19 protein-coding genes are annotated in these 23,448 nt (G+C 42.7%); 16 read left to right on the forward strand and 3 right to left on the reverse strand.

The genetic code is table 11. From position 1 onward, the window contains the following. Positions 1 to 5 precede the first annotated feature (5 nt). Together AB4114_RS08700 and AB4114_RS08705 are read left to right on the forward strand one after the other, a co-directional pair. The gene (locus AB4114_RS08700; protein WP_171634048.1) at positions 6 to 803 is read left to right on the forward strand and encodes a GTP pyrophosphokinase; all 798 of its coding nucleotides are present in this window, start codon (positions 6 to 8) and stop codon (positions 801 to 803) included. A gap of 3 nt (positions 804 to 806) precedes the next feature. Further along, positions 807 to 1,226 (forward strand): DUF309 domain-containing protein, encoded by a 420-nt coding sequence (locus AB4114_RS08705; RefSeq protein ID WP_441988086.1) that lies wholly within the window; start codon positions 807 to 809, stop codon positions 1,224 to 1,226. Between the two features lie 63 nt (positions 1,227 to 1,289). Here the strand turns inward: AB4114_RS08705 and AB4114_RS08710 are convergent, their stop codons facing one another. Continuing rightward, positions 1,290 to 1,799: a thioredoxin family protein gene (locus AB4114_RS08710; protein WP_056616221.1), complete on the reverse strand. Its 510-nt coding sequence runs from the start codon at positions 1,797 to 1,799 to the stop codon at positions 1,290 to 1,292. Between the two features lie 183 nt (positions 1,800 to 1,982). Between AB4114_RS08710 and AB4114_RS08715 the strand changes: the two genes are divergently transcribed. The 7 genes from AB4114_RS08715 to AB4114_RS08745 all read left to right on the forward strand — a co-directional run bounded on the left by AB4114_RS08715 (position 1,983) and on the right by AB4114_RS08745 (position 16,679). Continuing rightward, positions 1,983 to 3,545 carry an RsmB/NOP family class I SAM-dependent RNA methyltransferase gene (locus AB4114_RS08715; RefSeq protein WP_441988087.1) on the forward strand — a complete coding sequence of 521 codons (1,563 nt, stop codon included), beginning with the start codon at positions 1,983 to 1,985 and terminating at the stop codon, positions 3,543 to 3,545. Positions 3,546 to 3,551: 6 nt separating this feature from the next. Next, complete coding sequence (locus AB4114_RS08720) at positions 3,552 to 4,304, forward strand: pseudouridine synthase (protein WP_441988088.1); 753 nt, start codon at positions 3,552 to 3,554, stop codon at positions 4,302 to 4,304. Between the two features lie 203 nt (positions 4,305 to 4,507). Beyond that, positions 4,508 to 5,719 (forward strand): S-layer homology domain-containing protein, encoded by a 1,212-nt coding sequence (locus AB4114_RS08725; protein ID WP_441988089.1) that lies wholly within the window; start codon positions 4,508 to 4,510, stop codon positions 5,717 to 5,719. A gap of 30 nt (positions 5,720 to 5,749) precedes the next feature. After that, positions 5,750 to 12,373 carry a PKD domain-containing protein gene (locus AB4114_RS08730; RefSeq protein ID WP_441988090.1) on the forward strand — a complete coding sequence of 2,208 codons (6,624 nt, stop codon included), beginning with the start codon at positions 5,750 to 5,752 and terminating at the stop codon, positions 12,371 to 12,373. Positions 12,374 to 12,479: 106 nt separating this feature from the next. Further along, complete coding sequence (locus AB4114_RS08735) at positions 12,480 to 13,280, forward strand: Cof-type HAD-IIB family hydrolase (RefSeq protein WP_441988091.1); 801 nt, start codon at positions 12,480 to 12,482, stop codon at positions 13,278 to 13,280. A gap of 119 nt (positions 13,281 to 13,399) precedes the next feature. Next, a complete protein-coding gene (locus AB4114_RS08740; RefSeq protein ID WP_441988092.1) occupies positions 13,400 to 15,253 on the forward strand; it encodes a hypothetical protein in 1,854 nt (617 codons plus the stop codon). Positions 15,254 to 15,368: 115 nt separating this feature from the next. Then, positions 15,369 to 16,679 (forward strand): glycosyltransferase, encoded by a 1,311-nt coding sequence (locus AB4114_RS08745; protein ID WP_441988093.1) that lies wholly within the window; start codon positions 15,369 to 15,371, stop codon positions 16,677 to 16,679. A gap of 60 nt (positions 16,680 to 16,739) precedes the next feature. Here AB4114_RS08745 and AB4114_RS08750 read toward each other — a convergent pair whose 3' ends face one another. Beyond that, a complete protein-coding gene (locus tag AB4114_RS08750) occupies positions 16,740 to 16,823 on the reverse strand; it encodes a YjcZ family sporulation protein (protein ID WP_420794167.1) in 84 nt (27 codons plus the stop codon). A 154-nt stretch (positions 16,824 to 16,977) separates the two neighbouring features. On the opposite strand from AB4114_RS08750, the gene AB4114_RS08755 reads away from it, so the two are divergent. Then, positions 16,978 to 18,063: a hypothetical protein gene (locus AB4114_RS08755; protein WP_441988094.1), complete on the forward strand. Its 1,086-nt coding sequence runs from the start codon at positions 16,978 to 16,980 to the stop codon at positions 18,061 to 18,063. Positions 18,064 to 18,135: 72 nt separating this feature from the next. Here the strand turns inward: AB4114_RS08755 and AB4114_RS08760 are convergent, their stop codons facing one another. Then, entirely contained in the window at positions 18,136 to 18,765 is a 630-nt protein-coding gene (locus AB4114_RS08760; RefSeq protein ID WP_171634058.1) for a nitroreductase family protein, read from the reverse strand. A 212-nt stretch (positions 18,766 to 18,977) separates the two neighbouring features. Here AB4114_RS08760 and AB4114_RS08765 point away from each other — a divergent pair, with 212 nt between their 5' ends. The 6 genes from AB4114_RS08765 to AB4114_RS08790 all read left to right on the forward strand — a co-directional run bounded on the left by AB4114_RS08765 (position 18,978) and on the right by AB4114_RS08790 (position 23,343). Further along, positions 18,978 to 19,259 (forward strand): hypothetical protein, encoded by a 282-nt coding sequence (locus tag AB4114_RS08765; RefSeq protein WP_056616186.1) that lies wholly within the window; start codon positions 18,978 to 18,980, stop codon positions 19,257 to 19,259. Positions 19,260 to 19,331: 72 nt separating this feature from the next. Continuing rightward, complete coding sequence (queD, locus tag AB4114_RS08770) at positions 19,332 to 19,805, forward strand: 6-carboxytetrahydropterin synthase QueD (RefSeq protein WP_056616183.1); 474 nt, start codon at positions 19,332 to 19,334, stop codon at positions 19,803 to 19,805. Beyond that, positions 19,805 to 20,485, forward strand: a complete 681-nt coding sequence (locus tag AB4114_RS08775; RefSeq protein ID WP_441988095.1) for a 7-carboxy-7-deazaguanine synthase QueE — start codon at positions 19,805 to 19,807, stop codon at positions 20,483 to 20,485. Before queD ends, AB4114_RS08775 begins: the two co-directional genes overlap by 1 nt. Before the next feature lie 64 nt (positions 20,486 to 20,549). Continuing rightward, entirely contained in the window at positions 20,550 to 21,245 is a 696-nt protein-coding gene (gene queC, locus AB4114_RS08780) for a 7-cyano-7-deazaguanine synthase QueC (RefSeq protein ID WP_441988096.1), read from the forward strand. Between the two features lie 29 nt (positions 21,246 to 21,274). After that, positions 21,275 to 21,952 carry a response regulator transcription factor gene (locus AB4114_RS08785; RefSeq protein ID WP_441988097.1) on the forward strand — a complete coding sequence of 226 codons (678 nt, stop codon included), beginning with the start codon at positions 21,275 to 21,277 and terminating at the stop codon, positions 21,950 to 21,952. After that, positions 21,949 to 23,343 carry a sensor histidine kinase gene (locus AB4114_RS08790; protein ID WP_441988098.1) on the forward strand — a complete coding sequence of 465 codons (1,395 nt, stop codon included), beginning with the start codon at positions 21,949 to 21,951 and terminating at the stop codon, positions 23,341 to 23,343. Before AB4114_RS08785 ends, AB4114_RS08790 begins: the two co-directional genes overlap by 4 nt. Positions 23,344 to 23,448: the final 105 nt, after the last annotated feature.

Raw genomic sequence — 23,448 nt, forward strand, 5'->3', positions numbered from 1 at the left:
CATGGATGGATGGACGAGACTGGAAGAAATTTCTACTGCCCTATGAACAAGCGGTAGAGGAATTGAAAGTAAAGTTCAAAACATTACGTGGCGAACTTAAAAGTCGTGAAGAGTACGCACCTATCGAATTTGTAACAGGACGTGTCAAAAAAATATCAAGCGTGTTAGAGAAAGCGAAGCGTTTGAGCGTACCGATGGATCAGTTAGAGTCAGGCATAGAAGATATCGCTGGCATTCGCATCATGTGCCAATTCGTAGAAGATACCGAAGTGCTTGCTGAACTTATCCGCAGCAGACAAGATATGAGTGTTGTGTATGAGAAGGATTATATTACGAATAAAAAGCCGAGCGGATACCGAAGTTTTCATATTATTATTGAATATCCCGTTCAAACAGCTCTCGGTATGAAGAAAATATTAGCAGAAGTGCAAATTCGGACCCTGGCAATGAACTTCTGGGCGACGATTGAGCATTCCTTGAATTATAAATATAAAGAGCAGTTACCTGATGTGGTTCGGGCGCGATTGAGTAAAGCGGCTGAAGCGGCTTATCTACTGGATCAGGAAATGTCGAGTATTCGAGGCGAGATTATGGCCTCCCAACGGATGTTTGAAGATAACTCTAATTTAATTAATCGTGTGTTGAATAATATTCAAGAGTTGTATTTCTATCATCGCGTACGAGAAGCTGCTCAGTTCCAATTGCGGTTCAATGAGATTTGGGAAACAGAAGAAGGACTTAGTGATTTATCTGCTGATATCGAGGCTGCCATCTCGCGAGCCAAAAAAGGAGATAATAGCTAACCCATGAGCGAATATGACCGATTGTATGTCGCTTTTCTGTACTATTTTAACGATCAGCGGGATTATTTCGAATGTCATGAAGTAATGGAGGAGCTTTGGCTGGAAGAAGGCCGAAATCCGCTATATCAAGGTCTGCTGCAAATTGCAGTAGGCCTTTATCATCATTTGAATGGCAATCCAAGCGGTTCTATTAAACTGTTTAGTGCGGGGTTGGACAAGTTGGCACCTTATCCTGTTCATACGCTGGGGATTGATCTAGGTTTATTAGTGAAGGATAGCAAGGTTTATCTGGAGAAGCTGCTGAAATTGAAAGAGGAACCGTTTCTTCCCTATGATTTGGATATTAAGATTTTGGATCAAGAGCTTGAGGATCTTGTGGAAGATTTGAGATTGGACCCACCGGTAGGTAGTGAGCATCATTGAAAAGAAAGGACTTCTCACCAATGGGTGAAGAAGTCCTTTTGTAGGTTTCGATATTTAATGGCGTTAACCTTTATATTTTTGGAAGAAGGATTTGAATACTTCAGGCGTATTGCCGACTGTTGATCCAGCCTCAGGAACCCCGCCAACAATGCGATCTACTTCTACCCCGTTTTTGTAATAAACTAAGGTAGGTGTTGATTCAATCTTGTACTTGTTCCATCCATCTTTGAACTCTTCCAAATTGAATTGCTTAACATCAAGATTAAGCTCTTTCTGTATGGGAACTAGAACCGGCGTTGTCACTTTGCAATGAGGGCAAGTTGACGCATAATAGTACTGGAAGAATGTCTCTTTGTTCTTCAATCTTGCATCTAAATCTGCTGGTAAAATTAAGTTCTGGTAGTTCGGATCGTTTAACTGTTTCACAGTCTCTGGATTGAGCTTGGATGCGGCAACTCCGTAAGGATTACCAGCATTCGCTTTATCCGAAGATTTGGTAGATTGCTGATTAACGAAGTATAAACCACCGAATAAAATAACAACTATGCCTAAATAAATAAGCAACTTCTTCATGTATGCACCTCTTTAAAATGTTTACTTTCTACTATCTTCTATAAAAAGTATAGCATATCCTGTAGGATTTCGTAAAAATATTGGCTGTTTCGTGACAACTCAGCTATAATACCGTTACACTGTACCATGGAAACACAAATTGTCGGATCAAATGGGATTTTATATAGAAAGCGAAGATGTCGAATGGCGAAGCAGCTACCACCCCTTTTTAGGGAGAAAATGATTGATTTATTAGGTAAAGAGGAGTTTGAGCAGTTTCTTGCTTCCTATGATGAACCACGCGTTTATGGATTGCGGGTAAATACGGGGAAGGTGGAGCGTGCTGAATTTTTGGAGAAGAGTCCATTTCATTTGACGCCTATACCTTGGGTTTCGGATGGTTTTTATTATCAAGAAGGGGAACGCCCAGGTAAGCATCCGTATTACCATGCTGGACTTTACTATATCCAAGAGCCGAGTGCGATGGCACCTGTGGAGCTGTTAGAGATAAAACCAGGGGAGCGGGTTCTGGATTTATGCGCAGCCCCAGGTGGGAAATCGACGCAAATTGCCGCGAAGCTACAAGGTGAAGGTGTGCTAGTTGTGAACGATATTCATTCAGATCGGGTCAAAGCCTTGGTTAAAAATTTAGAGCTGCTCGGTGTCCGAAATGCCGTAGTTTTGAATGAAAAACCAGAGCGGATGTTGATTGCTTTCCAGGGGTATTTTGATAAAATTTTGATTGATGCGCCCTGTTCAGGTGAAGGGATGTTCCGCAAGGAAGAAGAAATGATGGGACAATGGGAGCGTCATTCTGTTCAGGAATTTGCTGCGATGCAGAGAGAACTTTTGGCGCAAGCTGCGGTGATGTTGGCACCTGAAGGCAGGATCGTGTACTCGACCTGTACGTTCTCACCGGAAGAGAATGAGGCTCAGATTGCGGAGTTTCTGGACAAGCATTCTGCGTTTGATGTCGTGCCTATTGATGGATTCAGTCCTGGGCGGTCGGATTGGTTGAGGGAACCGTGGTGTGAGGCGGATGCGTATAGTGCAAGGGCAAGGGATGCTGTGGCAGGGACGGCGAGGTTGTGGCCGCATAAGTTGCGGGGTGAGGGGCATTTTTTGGCGGTTTTGGGTTTGGGTGTTGAGGAAAGAGTGAGTGCGGGAGCGAGTGCAAGTGAGAGTGCGAGTGAGAGTGCGAGTGCGAGTGCGAGGGAAAGTGCGGGGGCTGCCGGCTTTGTGGCGGCAGCGGGGAAGCGTAGCGGCCGTCCCGCGCTACGCGGGAAGGGCCGTGCTGAGGCACCGCCTAGCACGGGGGTGAGCTTGGAGCCGCTAGAGGCGTTCTCCGGTGAGCTGCTGCGCAGCGAGCCTTTCGCCCTGAGGCGGCTGGTCTGTTACGGCGAGCACGCGTATGCGTCGCCGGCGGGCTTGCCTGAGCTGCACGGACTGAAAGTCGTGCGGCCTGGCTGGTACATCGGCGCGCTGCACCGCGGCCGATTTGAACCGTCCCATGCGCTAGCCATGGGACTGCGTTTGCGCGAGGCCAAGCGAGCTCTGAGCTTGGCTTCGAGCGACGAGCGAGCCCTTCGATACCTGAAGGGCGAGACGCTCGAAGTCGCGGAGAGCGAGATACTCCGCGATCCGGAAGAGACCAAGGCAGCCAAAGGCTACTGCCTAGTCTGCATTGACGACCATCCCGTCGGCTGGGGCAAATGGCTCAACGGGATGTTGAAGAACGAATATCCGCCCGGCTGGAGGTGGACCTAAACGGTCATGAAACAAACACAACGACTCGATAAAATACTCGCCCATGTGGGCATTGGCACCCGTTCTGAACTTAAGCGCCTCGCCAAAGAAGGTGCAATTTACGTCAACGGTGTGAAGGTCAAAGACAGTGGTATGCAAGTAAATCCTGATAAGGACACCATTACCGTGAATGGAGAGCTCGTCACTTATCGCGAGTTTGTTTATCTTATGATGAACAAACCGCAGGGGGTGGTCTCGGCAACGGAAGATAATCGGGATCGCACGGTTGTGGATCTTTTGGACGAAGAATATGCTCCGTTCGAGGTGTTCCCAGTAGGCCGATTGGACAAGGACACAGAGGGCTTCCTTTTGCTCACAAACGATGGCAAACTGGCACATAACCTGCTCTCACCTCGCAAGCACGTTCCGAAAACCTACTACGCTAAAGTTGAGTGGGAGGTTAACGAAGCGGATCGGAAAGCTTTTAGCCATGGAGTAACTTTAGATGATGGTTATGAGACGTTGCCTGGTGATTTGAAGATTTTACAGACCGGAAATGAAGCCGCTGGAATCCCTTCAGAAATCGAGCTTACGATTATGGAAGGTAAGTTCCATCAGGTGAAACGCATGTTCCAAGCTGTTGGCAAACAAGTCGTTTTTCTGAAAAGGATGTCGATGGGCCCGCTAGCACTTGATCCTGAGTTGGCCTTGGGTCAAGTCAGAGAATTAAGTATAGAAGAGCTCTCGGCTCTACGAAATGCCAACGAGAATCAAAATTAACTATACAAAAATACTAGAATATGGTATTTTCATGGTAGTGAAATTGATTTGTGCGGAAGAACCGCCTAGTTATTGCTGCTTTGTAGCAATGCTAGGCGGTTTTGCTGTTTTTAGTGGAAATATGTCGAAAATAGGTAGACATTTACAATTATGAAATGAGATACTACCAATAATTGGGTATATTCAAACAGGGGGAGATCTATTTGAAAAAATCTTTTATTCTACTTTCAACTGTATTATTATTCACGGCTTGTCAATCCTCGACCTCAGCCGCTGATTCACCATTACCAACTCCGAGTGCAGTCACTGCGATAAAACTAAAAGACGTTTCTGACCACTGGGCTATGTCTGCCATAGAAGGCGCTGTGAAAAAAGGGTATGTCGACGGATATGAAGACTCCACATTTAAGCCTGAAAATAATGTTTCCCGTGCTGAGTTTGTGAAAATGGTCATAACGGCGATAAAGGAGCCTGTGAAAAGCGTTTCATCAGGGTCGGATTGGTCTTCTCCCTACATTGCTGCCGCTATAAACAAAGGTATTCTGAGAGAATCGGATTTCTCGATAGATAACGTCAATGATCCGATTTCTCGCTTAGAGATGTCTCGTATTTCATTACGTGCAATAGACGTGACGTTACAGAACAAAGCAATTCAAATAGATAATGATTCAGTCATGTATAACGCAGCCAAAACAGGACTTATTCAAGGCATGGCAAAAGGGGCATTAGAGCCAAAGAGCTCGACTACACGAGCTCAATCAGTAACAATAATTGAGCGTATTCTCAAAGTGAATCAAGGAGGTACGTTAGAAATTGATAAGTATGCCGTTGGGAATGCTGAACTAGAATTGAAACATACTAATATATTTACGGTAATGCCACATATTTTCGGAGGGGAACAGATTGAAAAATGGAATCCGGAAAATCTTACTCTTGAAACCGGTGATGGATTGTATAAGGGAACGATGGATCAAATCGTTGCTATAGATTTAGAAGATCCGAACGATCCCAATTTAGGGCTTTTAGGAGATATAAGTGAGCTCAAATGGCATAACGGCATGACTGTTAAGACTAGTAAGTTTGTAAAAGATGGATACATGAATAGCTATGTTCTTTATTTTAAGGGGCATGTAGATTACAACAATGATACTACTATATATAAAAACACATCTACGCTCCCCAAATTTGGGTTATATGGTTTTGAAAATGGTGATCCTCAAGCGATGATAGATGGAGAACTAAATACTCCTACACATTTGTTTATTAATAAATTAGGGGACGTGCCCGCAATCATTATCTCTAAAAATAAGAGTGTTCTGAGTTCCTATGCAGGTATATCAATTAGCGCCCCTGCAATACCACCAACACCTAACTACAACAAAAAAATATTTTACAGTTTAATTCCCAAAAAATAAGACGCTCACTAGAAACGGAGGCGATCTCTGTTGCCGGCTAAAATAAAGCATATTAGTATTTGTCTAATTATAATAATCGCAATGCAAATTATACCTCTTAATTATCTGGAATTTAGTTGGCCATTTGCAAACGCTTCTGCTGCTAATGAAACAAGAAATATGACATACACTGGAAATTCTCAAGCTGGCTATCAGGCTATATATAGTGATGCAAAAAGTACAACTACAAACCCTTTTTCTGTAACTGCACCTGTCGGAAAAGTAATCAAGGAAATTGGTTTTTATATGAACGGGGACACACAACCTGTTATGAAAATTGATTCTGCTGTAGGTTTATCTAGTTGGGGTACAGTAGGGATAAATTTAACAGGAGACCCTGTCGTTGTCGAGTCCATCGGCAATGATTCAGCACAAGGATATTTCGCTTGGTATCGCTATGCTCCTGGCACTTCAGGTAAAACCCTGGACTGGTATCAAGATGGTGCACTTGGCTGTTCAGATCACTCAGGGCGAGACTACACTGAAAATGTTAATGGATCTATGATGCCTAAAAGTCCAAATTGCGTGGGGGCAGGTTTATCTCTAACAGCGAATAGGCAAGTAGGTTACACGACAGTTAGTGGAACTCCTATACCTTCATCAGTGGTCAATGCATCTGATATAACTGCAACAGCACAAATCTTTACAGACGCAAGTGTTTCTGGACCAGCAGGTGTTGATGACGGTGTAACTGTTGCAGCTAAAACACATTATATTGAAACAAAAGGTATTACTTCAGACAGATACGAAGTATTTTATACTCAAGATTTAAACTATGAATCGGACTATGATAAGCAACTCGGACTTCCCGGCGCAAAAGTAATGGTTTACTACACCGCTTTCAAAGTTAATCTCAAATCCAAAACCTACACTTACCCAGACCACATTAAAATCACTTATCAAACTGCAACAGGCCCACCTAACTTGGGCAATATTGTTTTAGATGAAGATGGACAATGTATTGAGACAAACAAATCAACAAACTTCCATTTCTCCTTTACAAATACAGGTGGAACCGATGTTTCAACTTCCTTCAACGTAAAAGTCTTAATCGATGGAACAGCGTTCCAGACTTTTAACTACACAGGTATCAACGCAGGCGAGAAAAAGACGGGTACCTTCACCAAATCCTTCTCAGGAACTTCCCCCTATGGAATCTCTATTCTCATTGACCCTATGACAGGTGAATCGAACACCTCCGACAACACCAAAACCATAACAATCACTCCCCAAACTACCTGCTCCATATCACCCTCAACAGAAGTAATTACAGCCAATTTTAAAATCGAAAAACCCTCAATTGAATTCGGGAGTTACAACGGTATTATAGCCGAAGGCATTTCTATTACTGGTGGCAACGGTTGTGGAATTCAACAGGTTGCTTATACGGTCTCACAAAATGGAAACTCAAAGGTTTATTCTAATTCCAGTGCTTTTTCGTTCAATGTTGGTGGACTACCGCCAGACCCAGGCTGGATGACAATTGGGACTGTCAGTGTCTCACTTAAAGTCACGTCCACATGTGGTGGAGAAGCCAGTGCTGGGCCAAAAACATTTCAAGTTGTTTCGCCAGCATCTTGTGTAGGCTCTAATAATCCACCAGTCGTACATGTTGGTTGGTTCCATGCCTATGACGGTGGAAGTATTACTCCCGAGAATTTGTTCGCTGTAGATGAACGTGTTTGGCTGCGAGTCATTCAAAAACCAGCTATCTTTCCGGGCGATCACGATGAGCCTTATGACCCTGACGGAGATCCATATTTTTTAACTTGGGATTTCGATGGTAGCTCTAGTGCATGGGTTAGACAGCTTAAAACCGATTATGGTTTATGGGATCACGAGCCTGACGGTTGGACTATAAATTTTCTAGCTAATGTACTAGGAACGCATAGTATCAAGGTAACAGCAACGGATAAATGCGGTAATCAGTCACAAACTTCGGCAACCATGAGTGTTGTGCCTCCAAACCCAGTCCCTATCATTACTTTACCCTCAAAGGTAGTTGAAGGCAGATCGTATACACCAGATATTAGCTGTACCAATAGCTACAGTCCGTATAAATCTAGGACAATATCAAATTGTGACTGGCACGGAACTAAGCTGCCAATATATCCATCTTTCGGTGATTACGACATTCAACTGGACGTAACAGATAGCGCGGGACTGCGGTCCCTTAATACAGTGCATTCTACTTTGAACGCCTTAGAAGACTTACCACCTGTCGCACAACTAGATTACAATGATATCGGGGTACGAAATGTTTCCATGTCTTTTCAAGACAAGTCCTTTAGCCCAGACAGTGACCCAATATCGGAGCATACAGTTACTTTAGCTTGCGACAAAAATAATAATGGATCATTGGCAGATGATACAGTCATTACTATTACACCTGATGCAAATGGAAACTTTACCTATACACCTACTCAAGTAGTGAAGAAATGTAATGTTCATATTCATCTAAAAGAAGGACTCGGTCTGAAGAAATCAACGGAAAAGGATTTTTCATTTGAAGTGGTCAACCAAATGCCCGAAGTTGATTTCTCAGCTTTTGGTGTTCAACCTGAACCCGCCAACATAACGACTGTTACACCAACGGCCAATACAATCGTTAATTCGGCAAATTGGACTGCCTCTTCTTCAACAAGTGTTTCAGCACCAAAACTATATAATTATAATGCAGGCGAAAACTCTGTTAGTACGAGGAATGTAACGAATTACGAGCCGTACAAATCAATTACTAGCTCCAATGTGGTAACAAAATGGTTTTCGACGGAAAAAAGTTATTGTGGCGATTGTGGTAATACAGGTAAATTAGAGGGTTATTATGCTAGTTTTAGCAAAGAAAACAGATTTGCTAAGCATCTCTGGAGATCAGGCCAGAATGCTAGCGATGCCAATTACTTTTATAATGAAGACAATCCTTCAATTGCTTATGGATCGACGTTCGCTAACGGACCGAATTTTTCAAACAATGGCGGTTGGGGAGAGGAAGTAATACCAAAATTAAATTATTCAAACAAGATGGAATTTAATTCTGATATGATTTTTCAAAGACAAGGAGGTTATAACTCCTATTGGCAAAATAGTACTTATAATGAGCTTATGACCAGAATTACTGACATCTTGAATTTTACTAAAAACCCTAACAACCAGTTGGTAACTCCCGCATATACGGGTACCAAAACATTAACATGTGGATCTGCGTGGTCTGATTCTCTTACTTGTCCACCACCAGAACCAACTACATATCCAGCAATGTTTACTGGTCCAAACCCTAAAGTTACAGAGGGGGTACTGATGGACTCGGTGAATTGGGGTTATGATTGGGACGGTTATGTTATTCAGCGTGGAACCACTCAGTTTAGTTCGACTTTCAATAAGGATTCAAGTGGTAACATCTACAAGAATAAGTGTTACTGGGGCTATTATGACAATTACGCTCATTCGTGTAGCCTAGTTAAATATAACAGCGGTGGATCTGTAATGTGGGAATATTCGCCTTCCCCAGCTTCTTGGGCATATAATCGGACAGGTATCAGCATAGATTACTTCTCCGATAATGAGTCTAAGATTGTTATTAAATACGGTGCCGTAAGAATAGTTTTAAATGCAAATACGGGTGCAGTTTTGCTAGACCTAATAGGTGGTGGGAATGCCTCCGATCCCCATAATAATTTAATTTACTACTTAGGTGTATTTAATAATCGTATCGCTTATATCAAACAGACGGTAGAAAACGGTTATTACACCACTATTGGTAAGAATGGTTTTTGGGATTTGATGTTCTACGATCTAGGAACAGATCAAACTACGACAGTAGATCGAGTGAAAACATACGGATATTTAGTGCAATATTGGCCAGATGATGGCGACATCTCATATAGAAGTCCTATTCCAAAAGCTACAATATCCGCAGACGGAAAATTAATTATAGGTAACGGTGAAACGAACATTTTGGTCTATAATATGAGTACAGGTTTGAAAGAAGTGGATATACCAACAGGATTGGCTTTTACGAATTTCTCCGATTCAGGAAATGGTACTAACACACAGGGTATAAAAAGCATTAACTTGACAGAGGATGGCACAATAAAAGTCGTGTATCAAGGAATATCGGATTACGGAAGCTATCAGTCAAGGCGAGAATGGATACTATCTGTGAAAACAGATGTAAACAACTCAACTGGAAATGCTAGTTACGGTTTTCTATCTAACAATGATGCCAGTTTTTATAATGGTGATATCAGTGTTAAAACCAAATTTAATCTTAATACGTATAGTGATAGCGTCACAGCAGGCATCGGTTTTAGAGTACAAAATAACAAAAACATGTACAGAGTAGAAATGACACCGAATCTCATCAAGTTGACCAAAATTGTTAATGGTATTTCATCTACGATTATGAGCAAAACTTATAATTCGAAGCTCGGGGTGTACACAGATATCAAAGCCAAAGTAAGAGCTAATCACATTATTATCTACGCAGCAGGAATTCCAATCATTGATGCTTATGATGATACATTTGCGGTTGCAGGATCTTATGGCCTTTTCTCAGAATCCCCGTATGTAGAGCTTCAAGGTTTCAATGCCATGATTTACGAAAGTGGTGATACAGCAGTTGCCAATCAAGCGATTGTAAATATGCCAATTACGTATAGCACTAGTTATCTTGATCCAGAGAACGATCCTGCTATTCCTAATAAAGCAACGTGGAAATTTACGAATATGGAACCTTATAAATTCCTAAATGCTGGGGATGGTGCTTCCGATCCTATAGGAACTAACAGCTATAATGGCGTCGTTATTCAATCGCCAAGTCCTAGTATTTCAAAGGTAGGGGTATTCAAGGTTGAATTCCAAGAACCGGACGACCCTGCGCCAGCTGGATTCAAGTATCCATCACCTGTCTTTGCCATGTTTCAGAAAATGTCAGACCCTGCCACTCATTCAATTCTGGTTCATAGAAGGCCCATAGCACAATTCACGATTGCAGAGAATCCAGATCATACAATTCAATGGACAGAAACAGGCTACGACCCGGATCGATGGCTAAGCGCGGCAAACTATTCAACTGAAGCGACGGAGAAAAATTATCAGAGCACGAGAGGTATTTTTAACAACAGATACAGCTATACAACGCCAAGTGGCGTAACTCAGCTCGGAAAGCTCACACGGCCTAATGAAACTGGTACGTATACGGTTAGAGCAGCAGTCGCTGACGAATATGGTGCATGGTCCGATTGGGTAGAACAAACAATTCAGATTACGATTCCGTTGCCAAATCAACCACCGACAGCCGTACTTACATTTCCGATAGGAACACAAACAAGTCCTAGTTATGTGAATACACGTCAACCTACAATTACTTGGAATCAAGCCGATCCGGATGCAGGAACAACCTTTGCGGCTTTCCAAGTTGTGCTAAAAGATGAGTCTGGAAATGTCGTTGTTGACAGTGGTATCAAACCACAAGGAACATCTGCAACTACACAAGAATGGATAACAACAATAGTACTTTCACAAGGTCAAAAGTACCAAGTTCAAGTAAGGGTTTTTGATGGAATTGCTTGGTCAGTATGGTCGAACATAGGGTGGCTAATTACTAACCGTCAACCAACAGCAACAATGATAGAACCGGGTGGCACACAAGCTTCACCAACACGATTCAGTACCTTGCGGCCAACGCTAAAATGGAATCAAGCAGACCCGGATCCAGGTACAACATTTACGTATTTTCAAATTCAAATCACAAATGAAGCAAACGATACAATGATTCTGGATTCAGGTCAGTATTATCAAGGCTCTTCTTCATTAATCGGCAGTTGGTCAGTAAACACCGATCTACCGGCTGGTCAAAAATTAAGAGTTCGCGTTAGGGTGTTCGATGGCGTTATCTGGTCAGATTACTCACCACAAACTTGGTTATATATCAATCAACCTCCTGTTGCCAATTTCGACTGGACTCCTAAGCCTGTATGGGAGGGAGATGAGGTACGGAGCACCAATACTTCAACTGATCCTGATGGCGATGTGCTTTCATACTTATGGACCGTTCAGGGACCAGATGGGGTTACTACGTCTTTTACATCTACAAATTTCACGCAAAAGTTCACTGAACCCGGTAATTACTTAGTTACACTATCCGCGATGGATGGGTTTCTAACATCGATTGCAGTTAAATCGATCACTGCTATGCCATTAACGATAAGATCTGTTGTGACTTACACGGACAATTGGTTGATTTTGCATAATCAGAAAGGGCACCAAATACAAGTAAATCCTAAACAATTTTATTCTGGTGAAATATTTGTTGTGAAAAGTCAGAGCGCAGCTACCTCGGTTGACGAAGTCATCGCTTGGATTGACACGATTGGTTTGGATGGTCAGACCTTATATGTTTCTGAAAAGCTAACACCACAGTTAAATGATGGTACTATGTTTAGTGGCGAATTATTTGATGTGAAATTCCAATCGCTAACGGAGGGACTGACTCGAGGCGCACAGACGATTCATTTTCAGATTAGGTACAGTAATGGTGTTGTGAGAAAGGAAGATATTCCTATCGAAATCATTGGGAATGCCCAGCAATCGGTCGGTGTTCATCGGGTTCAATAACGAAGTAGAGATCTTGAGAAGACGTTGTTTTTATTGTAAAATCGTGAACTGAAATTGCACCTATGGTACAATTAGTCGATATGAAGAGAGCGAGGGAGAGGATACCTTGAACTATCGATTAATCGCACTGGATGTTGATGGCACACTGCTTAACGATAATCACGAATTAACGGATCAAACGATTGAAACTATACAAGAGGTTCATGATCAAGGCTGTCATATTGTGCTATGCACGGGGAGAGCGCCGGCTAGTACGTTACCGATCCTAGAGCAACTGGGGTTGGAAGGAACGATGATCACTCATAATGGAGCGGTAACCGTTCATGCCGATGAGCGAGGGCAGTCGCTGGTGAATGAGTTTTCTTTTGAAATTAGCGAAATCGAAAGTATGTTGGCTTATGCTCGTCGTGAAGGGATTCACTTCGATGTGTGTACAGCATTTAATATGTATATCGAACGTGTCGGTGAGTATGAGAGGAAGATGTATCAGAAATTTCTCATCAATCCTAAACTTGTTACGTCTGTTTCAGAGCTTGGCGTGCCGATCGTTAAATTTACGCTTTTTGCTCAACCGGATGTGTTGGATCGTGTTCAACTGGAGTGGGAAGATCAGAAGCTATATGGTAATTTGAGGATGATTCGCAGTGGAGATTTGTTCATTGATGTGATGAATCCGACTGCGAATAAGGGGAACGCATTGAAAGCTTTGGCAGCTACTTTAGAGATTGAAGCCCAAGAAATTATGGCGATTGGCAATTACTATAATGATTTGGAAATGATGAGTTTTGCTGGTTTGGGGATTGCAGTAGAGAATTCGCCGAATGATGTGAAAGAGGCAGCAGATGCTGTGACATCCTCGAATAATAATGAAGGCGTTCATGAAGCCATTCGAAAGTACTGTTTCTAAATAGAAATCGGTCAGAAACCTCGTTTTTCGAGGTTTTTTGTCGTTTATGGGGTTTTTAGTGCATATTTCGTATGATAGAATGAGAGAAAGACTAATAGATGATGGTGGTGTGATATTAATTGGAAAAACCAGGCAAGCCTTATTCTAAGAAAGAGAAAACTGCCGCGATTATGGTTAGTGCTGCTTTAATAAGTGCCCCCTTTATCATGGATGTTTCAAATGTTGCCTATGCAGACCCTGCCCCCAAGCCAGATACTTACTTCATTGATGAGATTGGCAATTTAATCGTTCCTTTGCATGGGACAATTCCAGTTCGTAATTTGAAAGCTATTTATGGTGCATATATTAATGATTTCGAAGTAACGAGTGTGAATAGTTATGGTAGTGGGGATCTTTTTGCTTATAACGAACCAGGATACAGCGCTGAAGGTTTATTGAAAATTCACCCTTACAGGGAAGGGACTGCGACTTTCACCGTTTCATGGAATAATAACACTAGTCAGGATACTTTTGATGTGACAGTTGTTAATGATCCGTCGATTACGAATGAAAGAAATTTTGATATTAGTGATGCAGCTACAAAAGCTATACATAGTTCGTCCCCAAATGAAGTAGAAGGTTTACTTAGCGGAATTGGGCCAGCAAACTCCACAGGTAATGTGGAAGGAAATAATCCGCCTACCTTGAATCCCCAAAATCAATACAATCCGTTTCAGAATGGTAGTTTAGAACTTGGTTCCTTTTTTTATTTATCCACACAGGAATTAAGCTCATTTTTTAGAGATATTGATGGAGATGATATTTCCGTTATCGTGTTTGACAATATTGATAATTCAGAAACTACACCAGCAGCTAGGTTTGTCTACAAGTCAGAATTTAATAGTTGGATTGTTGAGAGTGTTCAGGTAGGTGAAAGCACATTCACGGCAGTTGCTCTTGATAGTCGTGGTGGCGTAGTGGCATCCCAACCTTTCACAATTGAGGTGCTTGACAATCAGGTACCAACTATGAAAAATAACCCAGTTGCTAATCACTTAGCCACAGAAGGTAATGAACTTAACTTATCATCAAATTCAGAACTTGATTTGAATGAAATTTTCTATGATGCACCTTTTCAAAATCTTCAATATTCAGCTGAGGTAAGTTTTAAAAATGGTTATGGTTGTGGTAGTCAAACAATAAACAACTACCCAATTACTTTCACTCAACCAACGAACATCTTGTCATACGAAAGCGTCAGATCTCGGCTTAATGCAGCCTACCCAAATCTAAACGGAGACATCCATGTAACAAACTTGAAAGCAAAGGATAATTTGAATCAGTTTTCACCTTCTTTATCATCTACTATTAATCTTCATTATAGTGAATACGAGGGATTTAATGAAAATATTCCGCAAAATATGGAGCTTTATGCTTCAAATAGTGCAGGAGAAAGTAGTTTTACAGTAAATACCGATATACAAGATTGGTTTGATGATGATTTATATTTATTCGATATTCAACAACCTCAATCAGAGATTAATCATGCTGTAATACCAAGCATGTATGAAGAAAACGAGCGGGAATACATTAAATTTACTGCTGGAAGTTTAGCGAATACCCAATCCCGATTGAAATTATACTCTGCACTTAATGAAGAGGTTAATAAAACAGTGTGGTTTCAAAATGATATTGTAGTTAAAGTTATGAAGCCAACTCTCTCGGGAATGTCTCAGTCAATTAACCTTTACTCATTATTAGGAGATTATAATTATAATTGGGAATATTTCACCAATAATTTCAACGAGTTTGTTTCTATGACAAACGTAACTGGAGTGACGTATGGCTTTTACGACTCAGGGGTTTATACTTTGACACTGGACAACGTGAATTCAAATGGAACTGTTTTAACGATTATTCCAGACTCTAGCGAAGAGAGGGGCAGTCGCATATTCAAGATTCCATTCGTTAGACTAGAAAATGTCCCATTATAATAACATCATCTCCCTTATCCAATCTAACAAGCTCCAAGAAGCAGAGTGTGAGCTGTTCCAAGCCATTAAGCAATCACCAATTGACGCTCAACTCTGGGTAATGTTAGGGGAAACGTTGCTCCTTCAAAAACAGGCTGGCGCAGCGAAGCTGGTATTTGACCGCGCTTGGTTACTAGATCCACAAGCCAAATGGGTCAACAACATCTACAAGTCAATACAGCAACTCCCTCAAGGAGAGCCGCGCCAGGACATTAGGGATCTATTGGTTGTCCCCAAGGTGACAGTAACTGCTGCGATTTTATCGCATAATGAAGCAGAGAACATTGCGAAATGTATCGTTGCGCTACATGGTGCAGTAGATGAAATTCTACTTATTGATTCATCGACGGATGATACACGTAACATTTCTTTGCAATTTCCAAAGGTAAGAGTTGTCCCAATTGAATGGGAGGATAACTTTGGCGCAGCGCGTAACATCGGTCTTCAGCATGTGCGAACGGATTGGGTCATCTGGATTGATGCCGATGAGATCCTCATTCCAGAAGATGTCCATGCGATAAGGGACGTTGCTAGCATTTATAACCAGTTAGATATCATACCAGTACTGATTATTTGGCATTTGAATCGAATAAATGGAACCATCCAGCATGACTTCTCTCAAGTGCGGATGTTCCCAGCACAACGAGGACTTCGTTACTACGGACGCATCCATGAGCAAATCGCTACGGAAAAAGGAGTTTATCAACTAGATAAATATCGCAGAGCAGTTAAAATCCGATTGGATCATACTGGGTATGAACCTGCCATCCTTCAGAATAAAGGTAAGCTAGAACGGAACCTTCGCTTACTTAAACTCATGATCGAAGAAGAACCTGAGAATCCAGGTCACTGGTTATTTTATGGACGTGAATCGCTGGGACTCGGACTAGAGGAACAAGCTTTCACTGCCTTAACCGAAGCCGAACGCTTAGGTTTACAAACGCCCCTATTCGGCCGGATGCCTGAAATCTACCGACTCCTCATACAAATCATGATGCAACGCAAAAATTACGCCGAAGCGGAAGCCTACTGCCACAAAGCGTTGGCGCATTCACCTGATTTCCCTGATGCGCATTATTTGCTCGCGCAAGTGCGTATACGACAAGCAGATGAGCTGCTGCGATTAGCGGAAATGAGTATTAAGCAGTCGTTATCCAGTCTGCCTAATTACCGCGGCAGTGTTAGCGCTGATTATCACATTGGCGAGTGGAAGGCAGCGACGTCGCTTGGCGAGTTAGCTATGCGTTCGGGGAAGCTTGCGAGGGCGAAGCAGATTTTTTCCAAGCTCAAGGAAAAACCAGGTGCAACGGAGATATTATCAGCTAAATTAGATGCCATTGAATCAGAGCGGCAACGGCTTAATCAAGTCGATCAACACCCCAAATGAGAAAGACGATCACCATGCCTCAGTGGGCTGGTAATCGTCTTTTTGCTTTTAGCACATCGATTAAATAACGAATGCGCTAGTGATGATAACAAGAAGGATAAAAAGCACGAGAATTGCAGCTGACGAAGTTCCTACTGCTGACATGGACATTCCCTCCTTTCGTGATGAGTGTTATAAGATAAGATATGTAAGTGGGGACAGATGTGTATAGACGAATATCCTGATTACTCATATTTTGGTCGATAATGGGCATGCTACAGAAGAATGACACAAGATCTGTAGAGGAGGCGACGAAGTCGTGGCCGATATTATGCTAAGACCCGACCTGAAAACAGCAGGCGGCGAAGTCTGCGATATTATGTACAATGGGGAGTTTGTCGGTACGTTAACGCTAGTCTACAGGGAATCGGATCGTCTTAAAGGCGCGATTCATCTGGAGCAACAATCCATCACGATTGTGAATAAGCAAGCGGTCTATGATTTTGCTCAGTCCTATATCCAGGATGTGATTGATGCGCTTGGAATCGCTCAGTGTGAAGTTACGGTTAGTTACAGTGATTATGATTTCGTCATTGTGACGGATCATGCCGTTGAGCCGATAACGTATCAAGATGATTATATATCGAGTGTAGATCTCTTACATGATGATGGGTTAGATTATTCTTGGCTAAGGGAAGATATTAGCTTGGATGATCAGGAATCGGAAATGTCTTCGGAACAGTTGGATATGCTCGAAGAACGGAAGAAAGAACAGGGATATGAGCTTGTTATTGTGAATGAAAACAGGAGCAGTGTCGAATATCACGTGTATGATAAGGACGCCGAGTTAATCGCGGAAGCCATCCTGCATATATATGGATCCGAAGTGATCGGGGATATTACATGGAAATTCGATCCATTTGATGAAGAGATGGATATTGTCACTGAACTTATGGTGGCAGATTTCAATGAAGAACAAACAGATTCGTTCGTGTTTCATATGATCTTTAATGGGGAGACCGTAGATACGGTGGAACTAACGCATATTGATATGCTGGATCTGGTGGATGACATTCAATTTGAAGATGAAATGTGGATACCGACGAGAGATGACTATTCCATCATTTTGGTTAGAGACGATTTGGATACGTTATCTTATGAGATTTATCAACAATCCTATGGTGGCTTACCGATCGGAACCGCTACGGTGGATATCAGCTCGCGGCAACTCACAGGGTTTATTGATTTCCGTGAGCCCGGTGATTCAGATGATCGAGAGTTGATCGCTACATTGTTGTTAGACGAGTTAGATAAAGAGAAGGAATACGAAACCTTCAATTTATCGATGCTCTATCGGAACAAGCTGATCGATGAAATTATGTTTGAAACCGAACAGTTCCACTAATCCAAGCGCGCAAAAAAGGCATGATCTCTCACCCTAACATGAGAGGCATGCCTTTTATTACATTGACTGTTATTAGAAAGAGTTAGATACTGTGATTTGATCTAATGGAAGGCGACCACCCGCGCGTGCTGGTGTAGCTGCCAAACCAACGCTGATCAACATAACTGGTACATAACGAGCAGGAACGTTAAACGCTTCTACGAATTTACCTGCATCATAACCACCCATTGGACAAGTGTCATAGCCAAGTGCTTTCGCTGCAAGCATCAAGTTCATTGCTGCCAAAGAGGCGTTACGAATCGCTTCATCGCGAGCAACTTGTGGATATTGGTACGCGCCTTCGATTTGTGCAACTAGCGTATCCATCACTGCTTGTGGAAGGAACCCGCCAGCAACTGCTGGACCGAAAACAGCTTGCGCATTTTTGTTAGCTTCAAGATCACCAAGAACGGCGATAACAACGGAGCTTTCAACGATTTGTTTTTGACCGTAAGCGATTGGAAGCAATTTCTCTTTTTGTGCTTGGTCATCGATAACAAGAAGTTTCCAATGTTGCAGATTCCAAGCAGATGGTGCCAAAGAAGCGGAAGTTAGAATTTGTTCAAGATCTGCTTTAGGGATTGTGTGGCCAGCTTGGTATTGTTTAACGGAATGACGGTCTTCAATTACTTTCAAAACTTCATTTTGTACTTGTGTGCTCATTACGGATCCCTCCAAGGATAAGAATTAGTTCTGTATATTGTTGTTCAACCTTCGAAAAGCATGCCTGTAAGTCGTTGGTAATCGATCGAAGAACTGTAAACAACTTTGTAACAATTTACTGTAATCATAAATGTTATAGTTGTGATTGTCAAGAGAGTCTTTCCCGTTGTCGTAAAATGTTGGATAATGGAAAAAGAAAGGGGTTGTTCCTCTTGAAATTAACGCAAAAAGAGTTGAATCACCTTGTTTTTTTGAGCGAGGTCGTATTGACGGGGAAAAAGAAGAGCCTTATGGACGAAACCCTGCAATGCTTGCTCTATATTGTGAAATCACTTGAAGAAGTGGAACTTCCGGATTCTGTTGCCCGCCAGATTGAGCAGTTGACTGCTTTAATTGAAGCAGACTTGCGTGATGAGAATGTACGCATGCAAGAAATACGCGGACACTTAGATTGGATGCAAAAGAAGGAGCGAAATTCTTCCATGCCATCCTAGTAAGGTGACATTCTGTCTATTTATGATATAATATAGAGTACTGTTTTTTTTGAATATATGAGGTGATAAGTAATGAGCTATGAAATCCCAAGAAATGTGCAAGAGTTGGGGCGTGACATCCAAGAGAACCAATTGAAATATCACCATAAATCCGTTTTGATTTCCAAAGAATTTACGTTTGACAGTGCGCATCATCTGCATTGTTATGAGGGAAAATGTAAAAGTCTACATGGCCATACTTACAAACTGCAAGTGATTATGCGGGGAAAAGTGGATAGCCGAGGGATCGCAATTGATTTTGGAGATATCAAAAGAATTACGAAAGAACGTGTGATTGATCGCTTAGATCATCGCTATTTGAACGACGTATTGCCGCCGATGAACACGACGGCTGAGAATATGGTGGTTTGGATTTATGAAGAAATTCACCAAGCATTGCTTGATGAGAAGCTGTACCCAGCCATTTCTTTGGACGAGATTCGCCTATGGGAAACGCCGACTAGCTATGCAGCCATCACTCGCTCGATGATGGAGGAGGATCTGTAATGCGAGATATCCGCATTCCCATGGTCGAGATCTTCGAGACGGTTGAAGGGGAGGGAACCCGTGCCGGGTTCCCAACCATCTTCGTCCGTCTTTTTGGTTGTAACCTGCGCTGCTCGTGGTGTGACACTACGTACAGCTACCCGCCGGCGGAAGCCGAGAACGTCATGACCATTGCTGAAATTATCAGCAAGGTTCAGACGTTCCGCTCCCGGCATATTTGCCTGACAGGCGGCGAGCCGCTCCTGTACGGCAACAAATCACTCGCGTTGATCGAGGCGCTCGCCGAACTGGAGCAGGTCGACGACCTGCACATCGAGACGAACGGTGCGATTGATCTAGCGCCATTCATCTCACAAGTCACATCACCGAAGGTGCGCTACGTGATGGACTTCAAGCTGCCGGATTCCGGTGAAATGGATCAGATGATTTACAGTAATTTCGAGCTGCTGCGCGAGCAAGATGAGTTGAAGTTCGTCATCGGAAGCGATCTCGATTTCGGAACAGCAGTTAATGTACTTCAAGAGTATCCGACGAAGGCGCTGCCGATGTTCAGTCCCGTGTGGGAAACGATGCCGCCGCGCAAGCTGGTAGATCTTATGCTGGCCGAAGGATTATCGAAGGTGAAGCTGAACATGCAGTTGCATAAGATTATTTGGGATCCAGCGATGCGAGGCGTCTAGCCAGCAGGCATTGTACACCATGTGTACAGTGCCATTTTCCAATTATAAGAAAGAGGTGCTTACGATGAGTGAAAACACAAAAAGAGCCGTCATTATTCTCAGCGGCGGTTTAGATAGTACGACATGTATGGGACTAGCGAAGGAAGCGGGGTATGACTTGTTTCCGATTTCTTTTGACTATGGACAGCGTCATAAGATTGAAATCGAAAATGCCAAGCAAGTTGCTGAGCATTATGGAGTTGCAGCGCGTCACAAAATCATTAAATTGGATTTCCTGCGTGATTTCGGTGGCAGTGCACTCACAGATGATTCGATAGATGTTCCAAATGTGATGGAGGGGGCAGAAGTTGAAGAAATCCCAGTAACCTACGTACCTGGACGGAATCTTTTATTTCTTTCCATTGCAACCTCTTACGCAGAAGTAACAGGCTCTCAGGCTATTTATATCGGTGTGAATGCGCTAGATTACAGCGGTTATCCGGATTGTCGGCCTGAATTCATCCACAAAGTAGAAGAAGTTATCGCACTAGCTACAAAAGTTGGAGTCGAAGGCAAGGGAATTACGATTGAAACACCTCTGATTTCCTGGACAAAAGCGAAGATCATAGAAGAAGGATTGAAAATCGGTGTTCCTTATGAACTGACAACATCCTGCTACAATGGTAAAGCAGAAGCTTGTGGTGAATGCGATAGCTGTCGTTTGCGTTTGAAAGGTTTCGAAGAAGCGGGTTCTAAGGATCCGATCGCTTATTTACTGTAGTTGTATGGTTGGAGAAAGGCGGTGCCTGCATGACTCGTATTATGGTTGTTGATGATGACGCTGATATCCGAGAGTTGATCCGCGTTTATTTGGCAGGGGAAGGCCTAACGGTTGTGCAAGCCAGCAATGGCCAAGAGGCGCTAAGTCTTATGGAATCCGTTCCTGCTGACTTAGTCGTGCTGGATGTCATGATGCCGCTGATGGATGGCTGGGAGCTGTGCCGAGAATTGCGATCGCATTACCCGGAACTTCCGTTGTTGATGGTGACCGCGAAGAGTGAATCTATTCATAAGGTAAAAGGTTTTCAGCTCGGCACCGACGATTATTTAGTAAAGCCTTTTGATCCTGTAGAGTTAGTCATGAGAGTCAAGGCGTTGTTAAAGCGATACCGGATTCATTCCTCACAAGTCATTCTCATTGGTGGAATGACCATCGATCGTACAACATTTGAAGTACGCTATCAAGACCAACGGATTACGTTGCCATTGAAGGAATTTGAACTTCTCTACAAGTTCGCAAGTCATGCGGGTCAAATCTTTACGCGTACCCAGCTGATTGAGCAAATTTGGGGGATGGATTATGAAGGTGATGATCGAACGGTTGATGTCCATATCAAACGTTTGCGGGAACGCTTTGAGCCCTATTCGGATGGTTTTCAAATTACAACGATACGCGGATTAGGTTATAGGCTTGAGGTGAAGGTATGATCAAATCGCTATATTTGCGAGTGGTTTTAACCTTTCTGGCGATTGTAGTGGTCAGTGTGCTTGTCGCATTTCCTTTGGCCGAGTACTTTTTTACGAACATGATATCAACAAAATTTCAATCTGAGATGTTAGCCGTAGGAAATCAAATTGTCACGTTAAGCAATGAAGTGCAGCCGAAGAACCTGTATTCCTTTGTAGCAGGAAGCAATCGACTGAATGAAAATTATTTGTTCACACTATTTGATTCCAGCGGCGTTTCATTAGGGCAGACTCCTGTGGATGTAAAAGGGAGGCCGCCCATACAATCGTCCGAAGTTGCTGACGTATTGAAGGGTCATATCTATAAAAGCCTGGATTTCAGTGCACCTTTACGCGGCATTAACGGCATTAAAGTCGGCGTGCCGCTGATCGTTGGCGATCAGAGCTACGCATTATTCATACATACGAACATCACAGATGCTGCACGCGGCCAACTCCAGACATTGATCGTATCAGTTCTCGGCATCGTCCTCAGTGTGGGGAGCATTCTTATTCTAATCGCTTCGCGATATTTAGTGAATCCTTTGAAGAAGCTGACCCTAGCGACAGAGAAGCTGGCTCGAGGTAATTTTAACGTCAATGTGAATGTAAGTAATAAGGACGAATTAGGCAAACTCGCAGAGAGCTTTAACCATATGGCTGGCGAGCTTAAGCAGCTGGAACAGATGCGTCAGGATTTCGTTTCAAATGTTTCACATGAGATTCAGTCTCCACTGACCTCAATTCGCGGCTTTTCCAAAGCGTTAAGGGAGTCGGATATCGATGATAATGATCGGAACAAATACTTGGAGATCATAGAACGTGAGAGTGAACGTCTTTCTCGTCTAAGTGAGAATCTACTGAAGCTAGCTTCGCTGGAATCCGAACATCATCCGTTTCATCCAACGATCTATGATTTGGACGAGCAGTTGCGTCGTATTGTTGTTTTCTATGAACCTCAATGGTCTTTGAAAGAGTTGGATCTGGATCTAGCCCTGCCTCGTGTGAAAATATTTGCAGACAGCGATCAATTAAGTCAAGTGTGGATAAATGTGATTGGTAATGCGATTAAATTCACAGCTACGGGTGGACATATTTATATTAAGCTTGTTCCACTGCGTGACCGGGTTCAAATATGGGTTCAAGATAACGGGATCGGTATTCCAATCGATGAACAAGGTCGTATTTTTGACCGTTTCTATAAGGTGGATCAAGCCAGGCAGCGTGATAGCGGCAGTGGTCTTGGACTTGCTATTGTTAGGAAGATCATTGATATGCACGATGGATCGATTGAGGTGCAAAGTGAAGTAGGCAAAGGCACGGGATTTCTTATAACGTTACCGACAACGCACTCACCAACTAAAAAGAGTTGAACAAGAAACTTGGGATTGTTCACCAAGTTTTTTTGTTTTGTTCATATTGAGTTCATATTGAACCTGTATTCTTTATCTCACAATCATTAGTTGAGGGGAGTACAG

This window comes from Paenibacillus sp. 2RAB27 (genome assembly GCF_052115445.1).
In the GTDB taxonomy this organism is placed as follows: Bacteria; Bacillota; Bacilli; order Paenibacillales; family NBRC-103111; genus Paenibacillus_E.